Origin of the sequence: Pontimicrobium sp. SW4 (assembly GCF_039954625.1) — a bacterium.
In the GTDB taxonomy this organism is placed as follows: Bacteria; Bacteroidota; Bacteroidia; order Flavobacteriales; family Flavobacteriaceae; genus Pontimicrobium.
Genome location: NZ_CP157199.1, coordinates 66,288 through 84,928 on the forward strand (window position 1 = coordinate 66,288; position 18,641 = coordinate 84,928).

At 31.4% G+C, this 18,641-nt stretch carries 21 protein-coding genes; 12 read left to right on the forward strand and 9 right to left on the reverse strand.

All coding sequences use genetic code 11. From position 1 onward, the window contains the following. Nucleotides 1-124 precede the first annotated feature (124 nt). Nucleotides 125-820, forward strand: coding sequence for a zinc metallopeptidase (locus ABGB03_RS00340; protein ID WP_347923846.1), 696 nt, complete (start codon nucleotides 125-127; stop codon nucleotides 818-820). A 45-nt stretch (nucleotides 821-865) separates the two neighbouring features. On the opposite strand, the gene ABGB03_RS00345 is transcribed toward ABGB03_RS00340, so the two are convergent. Both ABGB03_RS00345 and ABGB03_RS00350 read right to left on the reverse strand, forming a co-directional pair. Then, the gene (locus tag ABGB03_RS00345) at nucleotides 866-1,336 is read right to left on the reverse strand and encodes an Lrp/AsnC ligand binding domain-containing protein (RefSeq protein WP_347923848.1); all 471 of its coding nucleotides are present in this window, start codon (nucleotides 1,334-1,336) and stop codon (nucleotides 866-868) included. A 58-nt stretch (nucleotides 1,337-1,394) separates the two neighbouring features. After that, nucleotides 1,395-2,759 (reverse strand): saccharopine dehydrogenase C-terminal domain-containing protein, encoded by a 1,365-nt coding sequence (locus ABGB03_RS00350; RefSeq protein ID WP_347923850.1) that lies wholly within the window; start codon nucleotides 2,757-2,759, stop codon nucleotides 1,395-1,397. Nucleotides 2,760-2,846: 87 nt separating this feature from the next. Between ABGB03_RS00350 and ABGB03_RS00355 the strand changes: the two genes are divergently transcribed. Beyond that, nucleotides 2,847-3,233 carry a DUF423 domain-containing protein gene (locus ABGB03_RS00355; RefSeq protein ID WP_347923852.1) on the forward strand — a complete coding sequence of 129 codons (387 nt, stop codon included), beginning with the start codon at nucleotides 2,847-2,849 and terminating at the stop codon, nucleotides 3,231-3,233. Between the two features lie 70 nt (nucleotides 3,234-3,303). Continuing rightward, on the forward strand, nucleotides 3,304-4,914 hold the full coding sequence (pckA, locus tag ABGB03_RS00360; protein ID WP_347923854.1) for a phosphoenolpyruvate carboxykinase (ATP): 1,611 nt from the start codon (nucleotides 3,304-3,306) through the stop codon (nucleotides 4,912-4,914). Nucleotides 4,915-4,992: 78 nt separating this feature from the next. On the opposite strand, the gene ABGB03_RS00365 is transcribed toward pckA, so the two are convergent. After that, the gene (locus ABGB03_RS00365; RefSeq protein WP_347923856.1) at nucleotides 4,993-5,739 is read right to left on the reverse strand and encodes a uroporphyrinogen-III synthase; all 747 of its coding nucleotides are present in this window, start codon (nucleotides 5,737-5,739) and stop codon (nucleotides 4,993-4,995) included. A gap of 25 nt (nucleotides 5,740-5,764) precedes the next feature. Continuing rightward, entirely contained in the window at nucleotides 5,765-6,412 is a 648-nt protein-coding gene (locus ABGB03_RS00370) for a DUF4271 domain-containing protein (RefSeq protein ID WP_347923858.1), read from the reverse strand. A gap of 76 nt (nucleotides 6,413-6,488) precedes the next feature. Between ABGB03_RS00370 and ABGB03_RS00375 the strand changes: the two genes are divergently transcribed. The 3 genes from ABGB03_RS00375 to ABGB03_RS00385 are packed head-to-tail and all read left to right on the forward strand — an operon-like array spanning nucleotide 6,489 to nucleotide 9,026. After that, nucleotides 6,489-7,214 (forward strand): polyprenol monophosphomannose synthase, encoded by a 726-nt coding sequence (locus ABGB03_RS00375; protein ID WP_347923860.1) that lies wholly within the window; start codon nucleotides 6,489-6,491, stop codon nucleotides 7,212-7,214. A 1-nt stretch (nucleotide 7,215) separates the two neighbouring features. After that, nucleotides 7,216-8,556 (forward strand): dihydroorotase, encoded by a 1,341-nt coding sequence (locus ABGB03_RS00380; RefSeq protein ID WP_347923862.1) that lies wholly within the window; start codon nucleotides 7,216-7,218, stop codon nucleotides 8,554-8,556. Then, nucleotides 8,556-9,026 carry a DUF4296 domain-containing protein gene (locus ABGB03_RS00385; RefSeq protein ID WP_347923864.1) on the forward strand — a complete coding sequence of 157 codons (471 nt, stop codon included), beginning with the start codon at nucleotides 8,556-8,558 and terminating at the stop codon, nucleotides 9,024-9,026. Before ABGB03_RS00380 ends, ABGB03_RS00385 begins: the two co-directional genes overlap by 1 nt. Here the strand turns inward: ABGB03_RS00385 and ABGB03_RS00390 are convergent. Next, on the reverse strand, nucleotides 8,974-9,984 hold the full coding sequence (locus ABGB03_RS00390; RefSeq protein ID WP_347923866.1) for an NAD-dependent epimerase/dehydratase family protein: 1,011 nt from the start codon (nucleotides 9,982-9,984) through the stop codon (nucleotides 8,974-8,976). The two genes, ABGB03_RS00385 and ABGB03_RS00390, sit on opposite strands and share 53 nt — an antisense overlap. Nucleotides 9,985-10,056: 72 nt before the next feature. On the opposite strand from ABGB03_RS00390, the gene tyrS reads away from it, so the two are divergent. Continuing rightward, complete coding sequence (gene tyrS, locus ABGB03_RS00395) at nucleotides 10,057-11,352, forward strand: tyrosine--tRNA ligase (RefSeq protein ID WP_347923868.1); 1,296 nt, start codon at nucleotides 10,057-10,059, stop codon at nucleotides 11,350-11,352. A 140-nt stretch (nucleotides 11,353-11,492) separates the two neighbouring features. Here tyrS and ABGB03_RS00400 read toward each other — a convergent pair whose 3' ends face one another. The 3 genes from ABGB03_RS00400 to ABGB03_RS00410 form a co-directional block, all read right to left on the reverse strand. Beyond that, complete coding sequence (locus tag ABGB03_RS00400; RefSeq protein ID WP_347923870.1) at nucleotides 11,493-12,473, reverse strand: acyl transferase; 981 nt, start codon at nucleotides 12,471-12,473, stop codon at nucleotides 11,493-11,495. Nucleotides 12,474-12,549: 76 nt separating this feature from the next. Next, nucleotides 12,550-13,464 carry a T9SS type A sorting domain-containing protein gene (locus ABGB03_RS00405; protein ID WP_347923872.1) on the reverse strand — a complete coding sequence of 305 codons (915 nt, stop codon included), beginning with the start codon at nucleotides 13,462-13,464 and terminating at the stop codon, nucleotides 12,550-12,552. 113 nt (nucleotides 13,465-13,577) lie between these two features. Further along, nucleotides 13,578-13,919: a T9SS type A sorting domain-containing protein gene (locus ABGB03_RS00410; protein WP_347923874.1), complete on the reverse strand. Its 342-nt coding sequence runs from the start codon at nucleotides 13,917-13,919 to the stop codon at nucleotides 13,578-13,580. Nucleotides 13,920-14,130: 211 nt separating this feature from the next. Between ABGB03_RS00410 and ABGB03_RS00415 the strand changes: the two genes are divergently transcribed. Both ABGB03_RS00415 and ABGB03_RS00420 read left to right on the forward strand, forming a co-directional pair. After that, nucleotides 14,131-14,814 (forward strand): response regulator transcription factor, encoded by a 684-nt coding sequence (locus ABGB03_RS00415; protein WP_347923876.1) that lies wholly within the window; start codon nucleotides 14,131-14,133, stop codon nucleotides 14,812-14,814. After that, a complete protein-coding gene (locus ABGB03_RS00420) occupies nucleotides 14,814-15,857 on the forward strand; it encodes an ATP-binding protein (protein WP_347923877.1) in 1,044 nt (347 codons plus the stop codon). The genes ABGB03_RS00415 and ABGB03_RS00420 overlap by 1 nt, the downstream gene beginning before the upstream one ends. On the opposite strand, the gene ABGB03_RS00425 is transcribed toward ABGB03_RS00420, so the two are convergent. Then, complete coding sequence (locus ABGB03_RS00425; protein ID WP_347923879.1) at nucleotides 15,831-16,892, reverse strand: glycosyltransferase; 1,062 nt, start codon at nucleotides 16,890-16,892, stop codon at nucleotides 15,831-15,833. The two genes, ABGB03_RS00420 and ABGB03_RS00425, sit on opposite strands and share 27 nt — an antisense overlap. A gap of 58 nt (nucleotides 16,893-16,950) precedes the next feature. Here ABGB03_RS00425 and trmB point away from each other — a divergent pair, with 58 nt between their 5' ends. The 3 genes from trmB to ABGB03_RS00440 are packed head-to-tail and all read left to right on the forward strand — an operon-like array spanning nucleotide 16,951 to nucleotide 18,591. Further along, nucleotides 16,951-17,625: a tRNA (guanosine(46)-N7)-methyltransferase TrmB gene (trmB, locus tag ABGB03_RS00430; RefSeq protein WP_347923881.1), complete on the forward strand. Its 675-nt coding sequence runs from the start codon at nucleotides 16,951-16,953 to the stop codon at nucleotides 17,623-17,625. A 3-nt stretch (nucleotides 17,626-17,628) separates the two neighbouring features. Next, nucleotides 17,629-18,258 carry a LysE family transporter gene (locus tag ABGB03_RS00435; RefSeq protein WP_347923883.1) on the forward strand — a complete coding sequence of 210 codons (630 nt, stop codon included), beginning with the start codon at nucleotides 17,629-17,631 and terminating at the stop codon, nucleotides 18,256-18,258. Between the two features lie 3 nt (nucleotides 18,259-18,261). Continuing rightward, entirely contained in the window at nucleotides 18,262-18,591 is a 330-nt protein-coding gene (locus tag ABGB03_RS00440) for an MGMT family protein (RefSeq protein ID WP_347923885.1), read from the forward strand. The last annotated feature ends 50 nt before the right edge of the window (nucleotides 18,592-18,641 follow it).

The following is an 18,641-nucleotide window of genomic DNA, read 5'->3' on the forward strand; positions in this document are numbered from 1 at the left end:
ATGTGACACCTTCCCTTTTCAAGGGAAGGAAAACTAAGTATAGACTGACAAAATTTCTTAACGAAAATTTGGCTTATTTTTTGCTAGGGATATACTACATTTACATTAATAAATTTAGAAACAAATGTTTGGATATTATATATTAATTGGAGCGATTGCTCTTGTAAGTTGGTTAGTAAGTAATCAATTAAAGAAAAAATTTGCATACTACTCAAAAGTACAATTACGTAATGGTATGACTGGTAAAGAAATTGCTGAGAAAATGCTGGCAGATAATGGTATTTTTGATGTCGAGGTTATTTCGGTTGCTGGTCAATTGACAGATCATTACAATCCTAAAAATAAAACAGTAAACTTAAGTGAAGCTGTTTACAATCAGTGTAATGCTGCGGCAGCTGCAGTAGCTGCTCACGAATGTGGTCATGCTGTACAACATGCGAAAGCCTATAGTGCTTTAGGAATGCGATCAGCTTTAGTACCAATTGTTAGTGTAACTTCTGGGATGTCACAATGGTTAGTTATTGGTGGACTTGTTTTAGGAGGCGCTGCTGGAATAGGATTAGGATGGTGGGTTGCTGTGGCTGGAGTTGTGTTTATGGGTTTTGCAACCTTATTTAGCTTTATCACACTTCCTGTAGAATACGATGCTAGTAATAGAGCTTTAGCATGGTTAAAGAACAAAAACATGGTCTCTCAAGAAGAGTATAAAGGGTCGGAAGATGCACTTAAATGGGCTGCAAGAACATATTTAGTTGCTGCCATTGGTGCGCTTGCTTCACTGTTATATTGGGCACTTCAAGTATTTGGAGGAAGAGATTAAAAGAACAAGATTATATAAAAAAGCCTCTAAAACTAGAGGCTTTTTTTATATTTTGATTTGTCTATCTATTTGTTGGTCTAAAGAAATAAAAGTTTCTGTCCTCGAAACACCAGAAATAGTTTGAATATCACTATTTAGTACATGCATTAAATGCTCATTGTCTTTACACAAAATTTTTACAAAAATGCTCCAATTTCCAGTTGTGTAGTGGCACTCCAGTACTTCAGGAATTTTTTTAAGTTGTCTTACAGCATCAGGATTGCTCATAGCTTTGTCTAAAAAAATGCCAACGAATGCCATTGTTGTATAACCCAAAGTTTTTGGATTAATCATAAACTTTGAACCAGCCAATAAACCAGACTTCTCCAATTTTCGTAAGCGTTGATGTATAGCTGCACCAGAAATACCAACTTGACGTGCAATTTCCAGAACAGGGGTTCTGGCATCATTCATTAAGGCACGAAGTATCTTTTTATCGATACCGTCTATATGTAAGTTTTGATTTATAAACTTCATTCGTTTTTATATGACATATTAAAACGTAAAAGTACTAAAAGGATATGAGATTGAAAGCTTATATGCTTAAAGGATTATATCCTAAATAAGGCACTTCTTTTTCTTTAAATATAATTCCAAAGTCTTCTAATTCTTTTAAAATAGGTTCATATACTTCTTTAGAAATAGGGATTTGGACACCTGGAGTGGTTATTTTTTCATTTAATATGGCAAGTGTAGCTATGGCTACTGGTAACCCTACAGTTTTTGCCATAGCTGTATACGTCTGGTCTTCGCCAATGGAAACCATAGTAGAATCTATTTGATATTTTCCCCCTTTTAACTCATAGCCAAACTTATGATACATCACAATCATATCTTTATCATCTTCGTTAAGAGTCCAACTATCCATGAGTATTTTTTGTAGAATTTGAGCAGGTGTAGCCTTTTTTAATTCAACCCTTTTATTAGGATTAAAAACGTCTAACTCTTCAAGTTTATCCCAAACAATATCATCTTGATCTATTTTTAGAGCATGTCTAAATTTTAACTCTACAGAATCGGTTGGACTATATGGCAAAAAGGCATTAATAAAATCACGATAACTCATGTTTTCACTATCATCTATAGTGTAGCTATCATCAGTCATTCCAAGTACTACAAACATTTGCCAAGCGCGACTAAAACCAACACGTCGCATAGTGCCACGATACAAAGTTTTAGCACTATCTAGACCATAGGCGCTTTGATATTTTAAAGAATCACGGTTAGCATAAGCTTCAAAACGACCATAACCATCTACATCTAAAAACTCGGTACGTCTAAATAAACGATGGTAAGGAATGTATTTATAAGTGCCTTCTTGTAAAAATTTTGCTGCGCCTCCTTGCCCAGCAACGACCACATTTCTTGGATTCCATGTAAATTTATAATTCCAAAGATTATTATCACTTTCTGGAGCCACTAATCCGCCAGTAAAGGATTCAAACAGAATGACTTCACCACCTTTATCACGAATTTTATCAATAACTTGCATGGCGCTCATATGGTCAATTCCTGGATCCACACCTATTTCATTCATAAAAATAAGACCTTTATTCTTTGCTGAATCATCTAAAGCCTGCATCTCCTCACTTACATAAGATGCAGTGACCATATTTTTACCAAACTTGATACAATCTTTTGCTACTTCAATATGGTATCTTGCAGGAAGCATGGACACAACAATATCTGCAGTATTTATTGCGCTAGATCTAGCTTCTTTATCAAAAACATCAAGTGCAATAGCATTAGCGTTTTTATGATTTCCAATAAGTTTTTTAGCATTTTTAGAAGAAATATCTCCAATTGTAATATGTAGGTTTTCAGATTCAGATTTATCTAAAAAGTATTTTATTAAATAAGATGATGATTTTCCAGAACCTATAACTAATATGTTTCGCATAGTCAATTTAGTTGCGTAATTTTGATTTTTTGCTACTACGAATGTAGTAAATTGTAGGTGTTATAAAAATATAAAACAGATTTTAATATGAACAAAAAACTACTAATTACGGGAAGTGTTTTTGGAGTAATTGCTATTATTTTAGGAGCTTTTGCTTCGCATGGATTAGAGAAAGTAGTCGACAAAGATGCAATCGAAACATTTCAAGTAGGTGTTCGTTATCAAATGTATCATGCTCTATTGTTATTGTTTGTAGCACATACAGCCTATTTAAAAACGAACTTAAAAAAAGGAATACTTTATTTAGTTATTATAGGAGTAATATTGTTTTCGGGATCCATTTATGGTTTAGCAACTAATACACTTACATCTTTCGATTTTAAATCTATTGCTTTTATAACTCCAATAGGAGGTTTCTTGCTTATTCTATCTTGGATCGTTATGCTTATAAGTTTTATTAAAATTAAAGAATAATAATATTAAGTTTTTAAATCATGCTTTTATAAAAATTTATATTTTTGTACTTTAAACAACACACATAATTATGGTGGATAACACCCATACTTCGAAATCGATTTCGTTAGAAAAATATGGAATCACAAATGCAAAAGTAAATTATCAATTAACTCCAGACCAACTTCACGATATAACAATAGCTAAAGGTTTAGGTACGGAAACTTCCTCAGGAGCATTAGCTATTAATACAGGCGAATTTACAGGTCGTTCTCCTAAAGATCGGTTTATCGTAAAAGACGATATTACTAGAGATAGAGTTTGGTGGGGAAATATTAATATTCCTTTTGAGAGTGATGCGTTTCAAAAATTGTATGATAAAATAACTAATTATCTTTCCGATAAAGAAGTTTATGTTAGAGACTGTTATGCATGTGCCGACGAGAATTATCATACAAATATTCGAGTAATTAATGAGTATCCTTGGAGTAACATGTTTGCTTATAATATGTTTTTACGCCCAACTGAGAAACAGTTAGAAGGTTTTGAACCAGAATGGACAGTTATTAATGCTCCTAGTTTCATGGCAATTCCAGAGGTAGATAAAACGCGTCAACATAATTTTGCGATTTTAGACTTTACTAGAAAAACTGCTATTGTTGGAGGTACAGGGTATACTGGAGAAATTAAAAAAGGAATTTTTTCAGCATTAAATTTTGAATTACCAGTATTTAAGAATACGTTGCCTATGCATTGTAGTGCAAATGTAGGTAAAGATGGAGATACAGCTATTTTCTTTGGACTTTCGGGAACAGGTAAAACAACCTTATCTACAGATCCAAATAGAAGTTTAATTGGAGATGATGAACACGGTTGGACTAATGAAAACACTGTTTTTAATTTTGAAGGAGGTTGTTATGCCAAGGTTATTAATTTAACAAGAGATAACGAGCCTGAAATATATGATGCAATTAAGAGAGGTGCTATACTTGAAAATGTCATTCTAGATAAAGATAAGAATGTAGATTTTAAAGATATTTCAATTACTCAAAATACAAGGGTAAGCTATCCAATTTATCATATTGATAATATTCAAACACCTTCAATAGGTAAAAATCCAAAAAACATTTTCTTTTTAACAGCAGATGCTTTTGGAGTTTTACCTCCAATTTCAAAATTAACTCCAGGACAAGCAGCTTACCATTTTATTTCTGGATATACGGCAAAAGTTGCTGGAACTGAAGCTGGAATTGATGAGCCTTTACCTAGTTTTTCAGCTTGTTTTGGAGCACCATTTATGCCATTACACCCAACAAAATATGCCGAAATGCTTAGTAAAAAAATGCAAGAAGCAGGTGTAAATGTTTGGTTAGTTAATACTGGATGGACTGGAGGTCCTTACGGTGTCGGAACTAGAATGAAACTTAAATATACAAGAGCAATGATTACTGCTGCTATGGATGGATCTTTAGAAGCAGCAAATAAAGATAATTATGATATTCATACAGTTTTTAAAGTTGCGCAGCCTAGAACATGCCCAAATGTACCATCTGACGTATTAAGTCCAAGACAAACTTGGAATAATGACAAAGGCTATTATGATACAGCTGATAAATTAGCTCAATCATTTAGAGAAAATTTCAAGAAATTTGAGGAGTTTGCTAATGAAGAAATTTTAGCAGGAGCTCCTAATGTAAGGTAAGATACCTAGACATACTTTATATAAAAAAGGGTGATTTATTAAAATCACCCTTTTTTATATAAAGTATAATAAGTTAAGTTACTTTTTATTAACCGTTTGAATATATTTTTCTAAAGCCATAGTCATGGATGGCGTTTCAGGAGTTGGAGCAGCAATGTCCACTCTTAATCCTTTGTTTTCAACTGCTTCAATGGTTGTATTTCCAAAAACAGCAATTCGTGTTTCCTTTTGCTGAAAATCAGGAAAATTATGGAATAGAGAATCAATCCCTGAAGGGCTAAAAAACACTAAAACATCATAATACACATTAGCCAAATCAGATAAATCACTAATCACAGTTTTGTAGAAAGTTGCTTGTTTCCATACGACTCCTAAACTATTTAAAGTTTCAGGAACTAAAGGCTTTACTTTATCTGTTGTTGGAAGTAAAAATTTTTCATCTTTATACTTCTTAATTAAAGGTGTTAAATCTGGAAAATTGCGCTTTCCAACATAAATTTTTCTTTTTCTATACACAACATATTTCTGTAAATAGAACGCAACAGCTTCCGATTGACAAAAATATTTCATAGTGTCAGGAACTTTAAAGCGCATTTCATCTGCTACTCTAAAAAAATGGTCTACAGCATTTCTACTGGTTAAAATAATTGCAGTATAGCTACTAAGATCTACTTTTTGTAATCTTATTTCTTTTGCAGAGACACCCTCAACATGAATAAAAGGTCTAAAGTCAATTTTTACACGTTGCTTTTCTTGTAAATCAAAGTAAGGAGAATTTTCTACTTTAGGCTCTGGTTGAGAAACCAAAATTGTTTTTACTTTCATAGGTTGACTTAGCTTTTACACTTAATTAACTATTAATAAATAGCTTATATAAAATTACATAAGGTGCGATTTCAAGTGCGCAAAGATACAAAATAAAATAGAAAATGTTATTTATTATTGTTTTTTGGTGCGTTTTAAAAGATGTAATAAAGCCTATTAAGTTGATTAAGAATAATAATCCAAATATTACAAAAAAGACATTGACGCTTAAAGGAATAGTAAACACTAACAATATATTAATGGGAAGCAATAATAATCCAGTAAAATTCTTGTAATTTGTTTTTTGAAAAAGATATGAATCCATGAGTGTATCTATTTCAAAAAGACTCCCAATAATACGTTCTAATAAAACTTTAATAAGGATGATAGCTCCAATACCTAATAAAATTTTTAAGAACAAGATTATGTTAAAAGTAATATTTTCTACAAAGGTTGAATAGCCTAAAAAACAAAAAAGAGATAATGAAATAATTAAATTTATAAATAATAAAGCATCAAATTGATCAATAAATTTTTGGTCTCTAGCATATATTTTTAAATACTTTGAGTTACTTACAAGCAATAAAAAGTCATTAAACCTTGTCGAAAAAGATCGTTTAGCCAATGCTAAAATAGATAGGCATAAAACAAAGAAAACAGTAAACCACTCGTTTGAGATTATTTCGCGTAACATAATTGCTAAATTATGAAGAATATTTCTATAAAATTAATGCTGTAAAAAACTTACTTTTGCTAAAATTAGTTTTTTAATGCAAGACGCAATTGTTATTATACCAACTTTTAATGAAATTGAGAATATTGAAGCCATTATTAGGGCAACATTTTCATTAGAAAAGAGATTTCATGTTTTGGTTGTTGATGATAACTCTCCAGATTTGACGGCATTAAAAGTAAAAGAACTTCAAAAAGAGTTTAAAGAACATCTGTTTTTAGAAGTTAGGAAGGAAAAATCTGGTTTAGGAACTGCTTATATTCATGGGTTTAAATGGTGCTTAGAAAAAGGATATAATTATATTTTCGAAATGGATGCTGATTTTTCTCATAATCCAAAAGACCTTCCAAAATTATATGAAGCATGCTATATTGATGGCGCCGATATGTCTATTGGGTCTAGATATGCCACAGGTGTGAATGTTGTTAATTGGCCAATGTCAAGAGTTTTACTATCCTATTTAGCATCAAAATATGTACGCATAATTACTGGAATGAAAATTCATGATACTACTGCGGGTTTTGTATGTTACAAAAGAAAAGTTCTAGAGAGTGTTGGTTTAGATAAAGTGAAGTTTGTAGGTTATGCATTTCAAATTGAAATGAAATTTAAGGCTTATCTGCAAAACTTTAAAATCACTGAAGTTCCTGTGATTTTCACTGATAGAACAAAAGGTGAATCAAAATTAAGCAGTGGCATAATTTCTGAGGCTATATTTGGAGTTATTTCTATGAAGTTTAAAAGTTTATTTAGAAAAAGATAACATGAGTAATAAAAAAGTACTTATTAAAAATGCTAGAATAGTAAACGAAGGACGCATTACTAATGGAGATATTTTAACTGAAGGTGAAGTTATTAAAGAAATAAGTAATTCAATTAATGTATTAGATGCTCAAATAATAGATGCTAAAAATAAATATGTACTACCAGGAGTTATTGACGACCAAGTGCATTTTCGAGAGCCAGGGTTAACACATAAAGCAACTATTGCTACAGAATCTAGAGCTGCAGCTGCAGGAGGAATTACTTCATTTATAGAAATGCCTAATACAAATCCTCAAACGACCACTATTGAGAAATTGGAAGATAAATTTGAAATTGCTTCTAAAACATCGTTTGTAAATTACTCTTTTATGTTTGGTGGAACTAATGACAATTTAGAGGAGATTTTAAAAGTAGATGCAAAAAACGTTGCTGGCTTGAAACTTTTTCTAGGCTCTTCCACAGGGAATATGTTGGTAGACAATCCTGAAGTATTGGAAAAAATATTTTCAAGCACAAGTTTACTAATTAGTGTGCATTGTGAAGATGAAGCGACAATAAGAAAGAACACAAAACAATATGTAGAAAAATATGGAGATGATATTCCATTAAAATACCATCCAATTATTAGAAGTGAAGAAGCTTGCTATTTATCTTCTTCTAAAGCTATAGAACTTGCAAAGAAAACCGGAGCGAGACTACACGTATTTCATTTATCTACTGGAAAAGAAACAAACTTGTTCTCTAATAAAATTCCGTTGAGAGATAAAAAAATCACAGCAGAAGTTTGTATACACCATTTATGGTTTTCAGACAAAGATTACGATGAAAAAGGGGCTTTAATCAAGTGGAATCCTGCGGTTAAAACAGAAACTGACAGAGACCAATTATGGGAAGCATTATTAGATGATAGACTTGATGTTATTGCTACCGATCATGCCCCACATACTTTAGAGGAAAAAAATAACGTTTATACAAAAGCACCTTCTGGAGGACCATTAGTACAACATGCACTTGTAGCTATGTTTGAAGCACATCATCAAGGAAGGATTTCTATTGAGAAATTAGTTGAGAAGATGTGCCATAACCCAGCGATATTGTTTCAGATAGAAAAAAGAGGCTATCTTAAGGAAGGTTATTTTGCAGATATTGTGATTGTTGATGATAATGATCCTTGGACTGTAGAAAAAGAGAATGTGCTGTATAAATGTAAATGGTCTCCTTTTGAAGGGACAACGTTTAAATCGAGGATAACACATACTTTGGTAAATGGACAATTAGTTTATGAGAATTCAAATTTCCATGAGGTAAAAGCCGCCAAACGATTAACTTTTAATAGGTAATGAAGCATTATAAAATTTTTGCGATTGTATGTATTTTAGTTTGTATAGGTTGTAATTCTAATCGTATTGAAAAACCAAAAAAACCTAAAAACTTGATTAAAAAGGAAAAAATGGTTAACATATTATACGATATGTCAATTTTAACAGCTTCAAAAGGAGTGAATAAGAAAGTGCTTGAAAATAATGGCATCATGCCAGAAAGTTTTATATTCGAGAAATACGACATAGATAGTATACAATTTGTTTTAAGTAATGAGTATTATGCATATAATTTAGATACTTACGAGGAAATTTATAATAACGTTAAAGCGCGACTAACCAAAGAAAAAGAACATTTAGACTCACTTAATAATATTGAAGCTGAACAAAGAAAAGAATTACGAGATCAAAGAGATTCGCTTAATAAGAAAGGAATCTCTACAATTCCTTTAAAAAAAATTGACACGTCTCAGTTAGAGATTCGTCAATAGTTTTAAAACGATAGTTTAAGGCTTCTGTTATTTTTTTATTGCTAAAATATGCTTTTCTAGTAATCGTTTTGGTAGTCTGTTTAAAAAGGCGACGCTTTTTGTTCAATAAAAAACTACGTAACCAATCTAATCTCCAAGCTAGACTTAATAAAAATTTTGAAGCTTCTTTATTTGGAGCATTAACTTTTAAGTGGGTTGCTGTTTTTGTGAAAAAATCTTGGTAAGATAAATTTTCAGATACTAAAATAAATCGCTCATTAGTTATGTTGCTCTCCATTAATTGCATCATCGAATTAACAACATCCATAACATCCACATAGCCAGTAATACCTTTTGTAAATCTAGAAACACCTCTATAAACCATCTTAATCAAACTACCACTTCCACCACCTTTCCAAAAACCAGGGCCTATAATAATACCTGGATTTACAATAACAGCATTTAAACCTTCTTGAGTGCCTCGCCACACTTCAATTTCGGCACCATATTTTGTAATAGCATAAACACTTTGTTCTGCCTCAGGATTCCAGTGACTTTCTTCAGTAATTAACTTGTTGTTTTCTTCTTTGCCAATAGTTGCAATAGAACTTACATAGCAGATTTTTTTTACCTTATGAGAAATGCTAATATTAACAATGTTTGCTGTTCCTTCAATATTAATCTGTCTTAAAGCTTGGTATTCTTTAGTATCAAAAGAAATAAACGCAGCGCAATGATATACATGAGTTACATTTTTAAAAGCAATTTCTAAGCTTGGAATATCATTTAGAGTTGCTTCAATCCACTCAATTTTTGAAAAAAAGACTTCATAGTTAGTTGAATAATAAGAAAAAACGCGTTTAACAGCTTTAATTTTTTCTTTGTTCCTATAAATTGCCTTTACTTTTTCGCCACTTTCAACTAATTTATAGAGTAAATGACTTCCAACTAAACCTGTTCCGCCTGTAACTAATATCATAGAACTAAATTACTGTTTTTTCTTTTCTCATCATTGCTTAAAAAATTATCTTTGTTCAAATTTTTAAATCAAATGGCAAAGAATTTTATTGAAGAATTAACATGGAGAGGAATGGTACACGATACCATGCCTGGAGTTGAAGAGCATTTAATGGAAAGCATGCGTAGTGCTTATGTTGGTTTTGATCCAACTGCCGATTCTTTGCACATTGGTAATTTGGTGCCAATTATGTTATTGGCGCATTACCAACGTTGTGGCCATAAACCAGTGGCTTTAGTTGGCGGTGCAACAGGAATGATTGGTGATCCTTCAGGAAAATCTAGTGAACGTAATTTATTGGACGAAAAAACATTGCGCCATAACCAAGAATCTATTAAAAACCAATTGGCACATTTTCTAGATTTTGAAAGTGACGCGGCAAATGCAGCGGTGTTGGTTAACAATTACGATTGGATGAAAGAATTCTCGTTTTTAGATTTCATTAGAGACGTTGGTAAACATATTACTGTAAATTATATGATGAGTAAAGATTCTGTCAAGAATAGAATTTCATCAGAAGCCTCTGAAGGTATGAGCTTTACAGAGTTTACATATCAATTAGTTCAAGGGTATGATTTTTTACATCTATACAAAACTAATAATTGTACAATCCAAATGGGAGGAAGTGACCAATGGGGCAATATTACTACAGGAACTGAACTTATAAGAAGAATTGGTAATGGTAAAGGTTTTGCTATTACGTGTCCATTAATTACAAAATCCGATGGGTCTAAATTTGGGAAATCCGAAGGCGGAAATGTTTGGTTAGATGCTAAAAGAACATCACCATATAAGTTTTATCAATATTGGTTAAATTCTAGTGATGAAGATGCTGTTAAATACATTAAAATATTTACGTTTTTAACTGAAGACGCTGTTAATGCTTTAGTAAAAGAGCATCAAGAAGCACCTCATTTACGAATTTTGCAAAAGTGTTTAGCAAAAGAGATTACATGTATGGTACATTCGGTTGAAGATTTTAAAAATGCCGAAAAAGCATCAAATATTTTATTTAGTAAGAGTTTTAAGGAAGATATTAAAACATTGGATGAAGCCACTTTTTTAGATGTGTTTGAAGGTGTACCACAAGCAGATATTGCAAAATCAGATATAGATGAAGGCTTAGATATGATTGGAGCATTAGCTGCTAAAACAAATTTTTTAGCCTCAAACAGTGAGGCAAGACGTGCTTTAAAAGAGAATTCAGTATCAGTCAATAAAGAAAAAGTAAATGAAGATTATAAAATCACAACCGCCGATCTAATTAACGATACATATGTAATTCTAAATAAAGGAAAGCGAAATACTTATATCCTTAAAGTTATATGAAAAGAAGAAGTCTGGTTGTATAACAACCAGACTTCGAAAAACTAACCAACCTAATTTTTCTTTTTTGCAGCAATTTTACCAAGCTACATTAGTAAGTACGTACTTATCACAAAACCTTTCAGTATTTTTAAATAAAAAAATTAAAGCACCATGAGGTTACAGCCTCTAATGTCGGAGTTGTCAAATCGTCCTAAAACCTCAAAAGAACCATCTTTATATACCTTTCCAAGATCCTGCGTAGCAATAAATGAACAAGAGTTGATATTTGCTAAATCGATAATGTTGATGACTCCAGTTTTTCCATGTTCTTGAATAGCTAAGGCGTCTTCAGTATCACGAGTTAACACTATCATCCAAGGTGGTGGTTTAAAGAGACTATTGCCTTTAGAATATGCTTGCGATAATAATTCAGTCATGCCATACTCGCTATGTATGTTATCTACACCAAAACCTTGTTTTAAAACGTCATGTAGTTCAATTCTAATGAGTTCTTTTCGTTTGCCTTTCATACCACCAGTTTCCATGATGATGGTATTGTTGAGCTTAAGTTGATATTTCTCAACAAAATCTAATAAAGCAAAAGATACACCGATTAATAAGGTTTTTTTATTTCGTGATTCTAAGTCATTTAAGGTGTTTTTTAAGGCTTCTAAATCATTCAAATAAAAACCACTCTCAGGTTGTTTTGTATATGTAATCATATCATTAACCATATAAATTAATGATGAGCCATCACGTTCAAGATAAGAAGGTAACAAAGCCAATACTACATAATCTTCTATGTTGCTATAAAAATGTTGGAACCCTTTTCGAAAACTTTGTTCATACAAAGCAATATCAGTTACAAAGTGCTTACTAGTTATTTGTCCTGTAGTACCGCTACTTGAAAAAGTTTCTTGAATTTTTTTATGTGAACTAAGTACTTGATGCGATTTAAAAAACTGTATAGGGAGAAAAGGAATCTCCTTAACAGTTTTTATTTCACTAGGATGCTTATATAGTAAATCACAAAACGAACGATATACCTTATTATTTTCAAATTGATATTTGAAAATACTTAAAGCTATTTCCTCAAATTGACTTTGGGAGGTAATATTAAATATATTGTTTGCTAGTACCATAATGTTCTCGACAAAAATATGTAAAATAAAAAAGCGCCACCATTGGTAACGCTTTTTTAAAATATAAAAAACTAAATTAATTTATTATAAGCTTTCGTGTCGTAAAAGCATTGTCTTGTTCTGCTCTTAAAATATATACACCTGTATTTAAATTAGAAACATTTAAACGGTTATTAGTAATGGTTCTTTGTATTACTTGCTTACCAAGAATATCAAATACACTAACCTTCATTGGTGTACGATTGTTGCTTGAAATATTTACAAATGCTTCTGAAGAAGGGTTAGGATATAACTCAAAACCTTCTATTTGGTTTTCTTTGGTTGATGCAACTGATCTAGATGCATTTGGAGTACCATACGAGGGCCCACCAGTAGGGTCTGTGTCAAACTGATTTTTATCGACAAAATTACCACTTGCATCAAATACAACAACTTCCTCATCTGGCTGACCAAAATTTATTGTCACGGTGTTATACCAATCTTCAGTGGTTCCATCTCTAAAAGCTAAAAGAGGTTCGAATTCACCATTATATAAAATATCAGTTCCACCTAGTATATTTCCATATAGAGTAGGGTCATCACCTCCAGAATCAGATACTCCTACAGCATCTAGTATTGATCCAAGTGAAGAAGTATCAAAAGTCCCATCATTTGATGGATCTAAATCATCTCCTGTGCTGCCAGTAAATGCATCAGTTAAAACTACTGTGAAGGAAGGATTTTCTAAATCAGGCATCGTTACAACAGCTAAACCATTAGCATCAAAACTTCCAGTCACATTTGATGCTCTGTCAACAATTCCGTTATAGCCAGCATCATTTTCGATGCTTAAAATCCATAAATCAAAAGTAGTATTTGGAGTTCCTTTTAGTTCAAAAGTAGAATTAGATGGATCCGTTCCTGCTGGGTTAGGTTCAAATTCATTTATTTTCTGTCCAAAAGATAAAGAGGTTATAATAAGGGCACTAAATAAAAAGTAAAGTTTTTTCATAAAACGAGGATTTAATTAATTAAGGACTACTAATATAGGAAGAATTTTAGGTTTAAACGCAAAAAAGCAACCATAAAAGGCTGCTTTTTACATAAATATAATGTTTTATTAAATTATCTTACTACTAATTTACGCGTGGCAGAGAGTTTTCCTTCTTTAATTTTTAAAATGTACACACCTGGATTAAGGTCTTGTATTTTAAGCTCTTTACCATATAGCACTTGAGAAATTACTTTTTTGCCTAGTACATCAAAAATTTCAATATTTTTAGCAAGATTGTACTTAGTACTAATATATACTTTTCCGTTATTTACAGGGTTTGGAAAAATGGTTAAACCCTCAATATTTTCGGTGGTATTCTTAGTAGCAATTCCATCATTAGATTGCGCATAAGAGGACACAGATGCAAATAGCATCGTTAAAAATAAAAATTTAAAAATGTAGTTTTTTTTCATATAAAAAGGGTTCTGCTATTAATCATTAATAGTAAAAGTAATAAAACAGTCGCAAAAGCTATACCAAAATGATGTTAAAAAAAACTGTTTTTTATCGAAAAGGTTAAAATAATATCATTTGCATGTTACCAAAATGTTATTAAACGGCGTTTTAGTCTTATTCTTTTTGTTTAATTTTATCTTTGCAGCATCTAATATGATATGATAATTAATGGAAAAAAAAAGCATTAAAATACTTCTTGTAGATGATGAACCAGATATTCTAGAGATAGTTGGTTATAACTTGTCATCTGAAGGATACAAAGTTATTAAAGCTGAAAATGGAGTAGAAGCTGTAAAAAAGGCAAAGAAAGAAAAGCCACAGCTTATTATTTTAGATGTTATGATGCCTGAAATGGATGGTATTGAAGCTTGTGAGCAAATTAGATTAATTCCTGAACTTAAAGATGTAATCATCACTTTTTTAACAGCAAGGGGAGAAGATTACTCGCAAGTAGCAGGATTTGATGCAGGAGCAGACGATTATATTACCAAACCTATTAAACCTAAAGTGTTAGTAAGTAAAGTTAAAGCTTTATTGCGTCGTTACAAGGAGCAAGAAAAACAAGAAAATGTTTTAAAAATTGGTAATTTAACTATTGACAGGGATGAGTATAAAATTTTATTAAAAGGAAAAGAAATTGTACTGCCAAGAAAAGAGTTTGAATTATTATCTTTATTGACCTCTAAACCAGGAAAAGTATTTAAAAGAGACGAAATTTTAGATAAAGTTTGGGGAAATGAAGTTGTTGTAGGCGGAAGAACTATTGATGTTCACATTAGAAAACTTAGAGAGAAAATAGGTGACAACACATTTAAAACAGTTAAAGGAGTAGGGTATAAGTTTGTAAGTTAATGGCAAAAACCTTTAAAAGATCATATAAATTTGCGTTTAAATCGGCAATATTTATAACTGCAATTTTAACACTCTTAGTGAGTGTTTTTTTATATGCTCAACATTCACTTGATGTATTGGTTATTTCAGTCTTTGCAATAGCTAGTTTTTTAACGTCTTTTTTTATTATTCAGTATCGTGTGCAACAGTTCATATACAAGAGAGTGAAAAAGATTTATGATGATCTTACCTTATTGGAATCTAGCTCTTTTAGTACAAGTAGAATAACAACAGACATGGCAACTTTAACTCAAGAAATTGATAAATACGCCAAGAATAAGAAAATAGAAATAGAAGCTCTTAAAATACGTGAGCAATATAGAAAAGAATTTATTGGCAATGTCTCTCACGAGCTCAAAACACCATTGTTTATGGTGCAAGGTTATATTTCAACCTTAATAGATGGTGCCGCTGATGATAAAGTTATTAGGGAAAAATATTTAACAAGAGCAGAAAAAGGTGTTGAGCGTTTAATATATATTATTAAAGATTTGGATATGATTACCAAGTTTGAAGCTGGTGATTTAAGGTTAGATATTGGGTCATTTGATATTGTAGAATTAGTTGAAAATGTTTTTGAACTACTTGAAATGAAGGCTGCCAAGAAAAAAATAGCACTTACCTTCGATATGGATTATAAACATCCAATTATGGTAAATGGAGATAAGGAGCGTATACAGCAAGTATTATCAAATTTAGTGGTAAACTCTATTAAATATGGAGAAAAAAATGGGACTACAGAAGTTAGTATAGAAAACCTAATTAAAAATAAGGTAATAGTAAGGGTAACTGATAATGGAGAAGGTATTGAAAAAAATTATATACCAAGACTATTTGAGCGTTTTTATAGAGTGGATAAAAGCGGTTCTCGAAAAGAAGGAGGTTCAGGTTTAGGACTTGCTATTGTGAAACACATTATTGAAGCACATGAGGAGAAATTATATGTAGAAAGCGAATATGGTATTGGAAGTGAATTTTCATTTACACTCGAAAAGACTAAATAATTCATTATAGTCTGCTGTTTTCTCAATATTTGTAAAGCCTTTGTAAGCTATTATGTTGTTTAACTTCTCTAAAGTGAAATTATCTTGAGAACAAAAAGGAGCGACACCTTCCTTATCAAATTTTTTAGCTAAATATTCTTGCTCAAACTGCTCTGGAGTAGGAATAAAAAACGCTTTTTTTTCTAGTTTGGCTAAATCCATAATGGTCGTATATCCAGAACGAGATATAATAAGATCAGTTTCATTTATAGTTGTTTCAAGTTCTTTTGACGTCATATAATTATAGATTGTTAAATTATTTTGAGTTATTATTTTTTGTTTAGATTCAATAACTCCTTTTATAAAAATTACATTCCCATTATAATCTGTTAATTCCAAAAGCAATTTTTTTTCTAAAATTGTTCGCTGAGGTTCTGGACCAGATAATAAAATCATTAAATCATGCCTTTTTTGCAGATTCATTTTGCTAAACCTACTTAAAGCACCAATATACTTTGTTGTATTCAAGGTGTTGTAAGAATGGCCTAATTCTCCACTTAAATTATTATATCCTTCAAAATCAGGAATCCAACACTCGTCAAATTTCTTTATGATTTTCTGGTGTAATTTAGTACTCAACAAAGTGGTAGTTCCACTCAAGACATTTAATTGATGTGTCATATACACAGAGGGTATCTTTTTTGAGTAAACGCCAAACCTATTATCCGAAATAATCCCATCAATATTGTTTTTTGCAACCAAATTCTGAATAATTTTATGTTCAGCTTTAATGGCTTTCAAAATCCTTGGGGCATCTTTTAATATTTTAAGCCTTAAGTGATTTCCTTTTTTTGAGTACTCAATATCATAAGAAGGCAATTCAATGCATTCTAATTCAGCAAATTCTTTTTGTAAAAGCGATAAAGCATTACCATCACTAGCAATAATTGGTTCAAACCCATTAATAAGTAAGGCATTAATGATTGGAATGCAGCGAGTGGCATGACCAAGCCCCCAATTTAAAGGAGCAATTAAAATTCGTTTTTTCAAATTCATTAAAAACAAAGATAAAGCTAATTTGTTTGCTTAATTTTGTCAAAATTTTATAGATAAAGTGGGAAGTAAAAATAAGCTTAAACGGTTTAAAGAAAACGAGACCTTTAATAATGTGTTTCAGCCATCTAGAGTAGATTTGGTTGAAGGGGGCTATAAGTTAAAAGGTAATTGGAGGCAACATTTTTTTAAAAACAATAACCCATTAGTTTTAGAATTAGGCTGTGGGAAAGGTGAGTATAGTGTTGAATTGGCGAAAAAATATCCAAAAAAAAATTTCATAGGGATAGACATTAAAGGTGCTCGTTTTTGGAGAGGAGCAAAAACTGCTATTGAAGAAAACATTGAAAATGTAGCTTTTATAAGAACACAAATAGAACTTATAGAATATGCATTTGCTGAAAACGAAGTAGATGAAATTTGGATAACCTTTCCAGATCCTCAAATAAAATACAAGCGTACAAAACACAGAATGACTAATACAGAATTTCTAAAACGCTACAAAAAAGTATTAAAACCAGAAGGTGTGGTTAACCTAAAAACTGACAGCGAGTTTATGCATGGTTACACATTAGGGCTATTACATGGAGAAGGTCATGAGGTGCTTTATGCTAACCATAATGTGTACAAACAAGAAGGTAGTCCAGACGAAGTTACAAGCATTCAAACTTTTTATGAAAGTCAATATTTAGAGCAAAACAAACCAATTACGTATATTAGGTTCAAAATTAAGTAAACGTTGGATATTACTTTTATCTTCTTTTTAGGTTTAGTTATTGCATTTGTTGGTGTAATTCCTCCAGGATTGCTTAATATGACAGCTGCAAAAATAAGCTTAAAAGAAGATGCAAATCGAGGCATTTTATTTTCTATTGGTGTTTGTGTTGTTGTGTGTTTACAAACGTATCTTGCAGCTATTTTTGCAAAATATTTGAGCAATCATCCCGAAGTCATTACTATTCTTCAGCGAGTAGCCTTTGTCATATTCGTTTTAATAACCATCTATTTTTTGTTGTTAGCGAGAAAACAACCTAAGCCAGATGTTGAGGCTAATGTAAGGAGTAAGCACAGACGATTTTTTCAAGGAATGCTTTTATCTGCTTTAAACGTATTTCCTATTCCTTACCAAGCATATATGACCTTGACTTTAGCGTCATTTGGCTGGTTAACTTTTGAAACTTATAGTATTATATCTTATGTAGCAGGAGCAGCTTCAGGGACATTTGTAATGCTTTACATATATATCTTCTTTTTCGATAAGATTAAAAATGAAAAGTTGACATCTCAAAAAAGTATGAACTACATAATAGGTACTATTACTGGAATTATAGCTGTTTTTACATTGATTAATATTATTAAAGAAATTTAAGAGATGAAGCCAGAAACCCTTAACTTTTTTGATAAAGTTTATGAAGTGGCAAAGCTTATTCCTTATGGAAAAGTAACAAGTTATGGAGCTATTGCTACATATTTAGGGGCAGCAAGAAGCGCAAGAATGGTTGGTTATGCCATGAATGGTTCTAGTGGTAAAGATGTTCCTGCACATCGCGTGGTAAATAGAAAAGGACTGTTAACTGGGAAACATTATTTTGATGGTACTAATTTAATGCAGCAACTTTTAGAGAGTGAAGGCATTGAGGTTGTTGATAATCAAATTCAGAACTTAGAAAAAGTTTTTTGGGATCCTTCAAAGGAGATATGATTATATAAAACGACAGCATAATAAAACACAATCCACCGATAAATCATTTC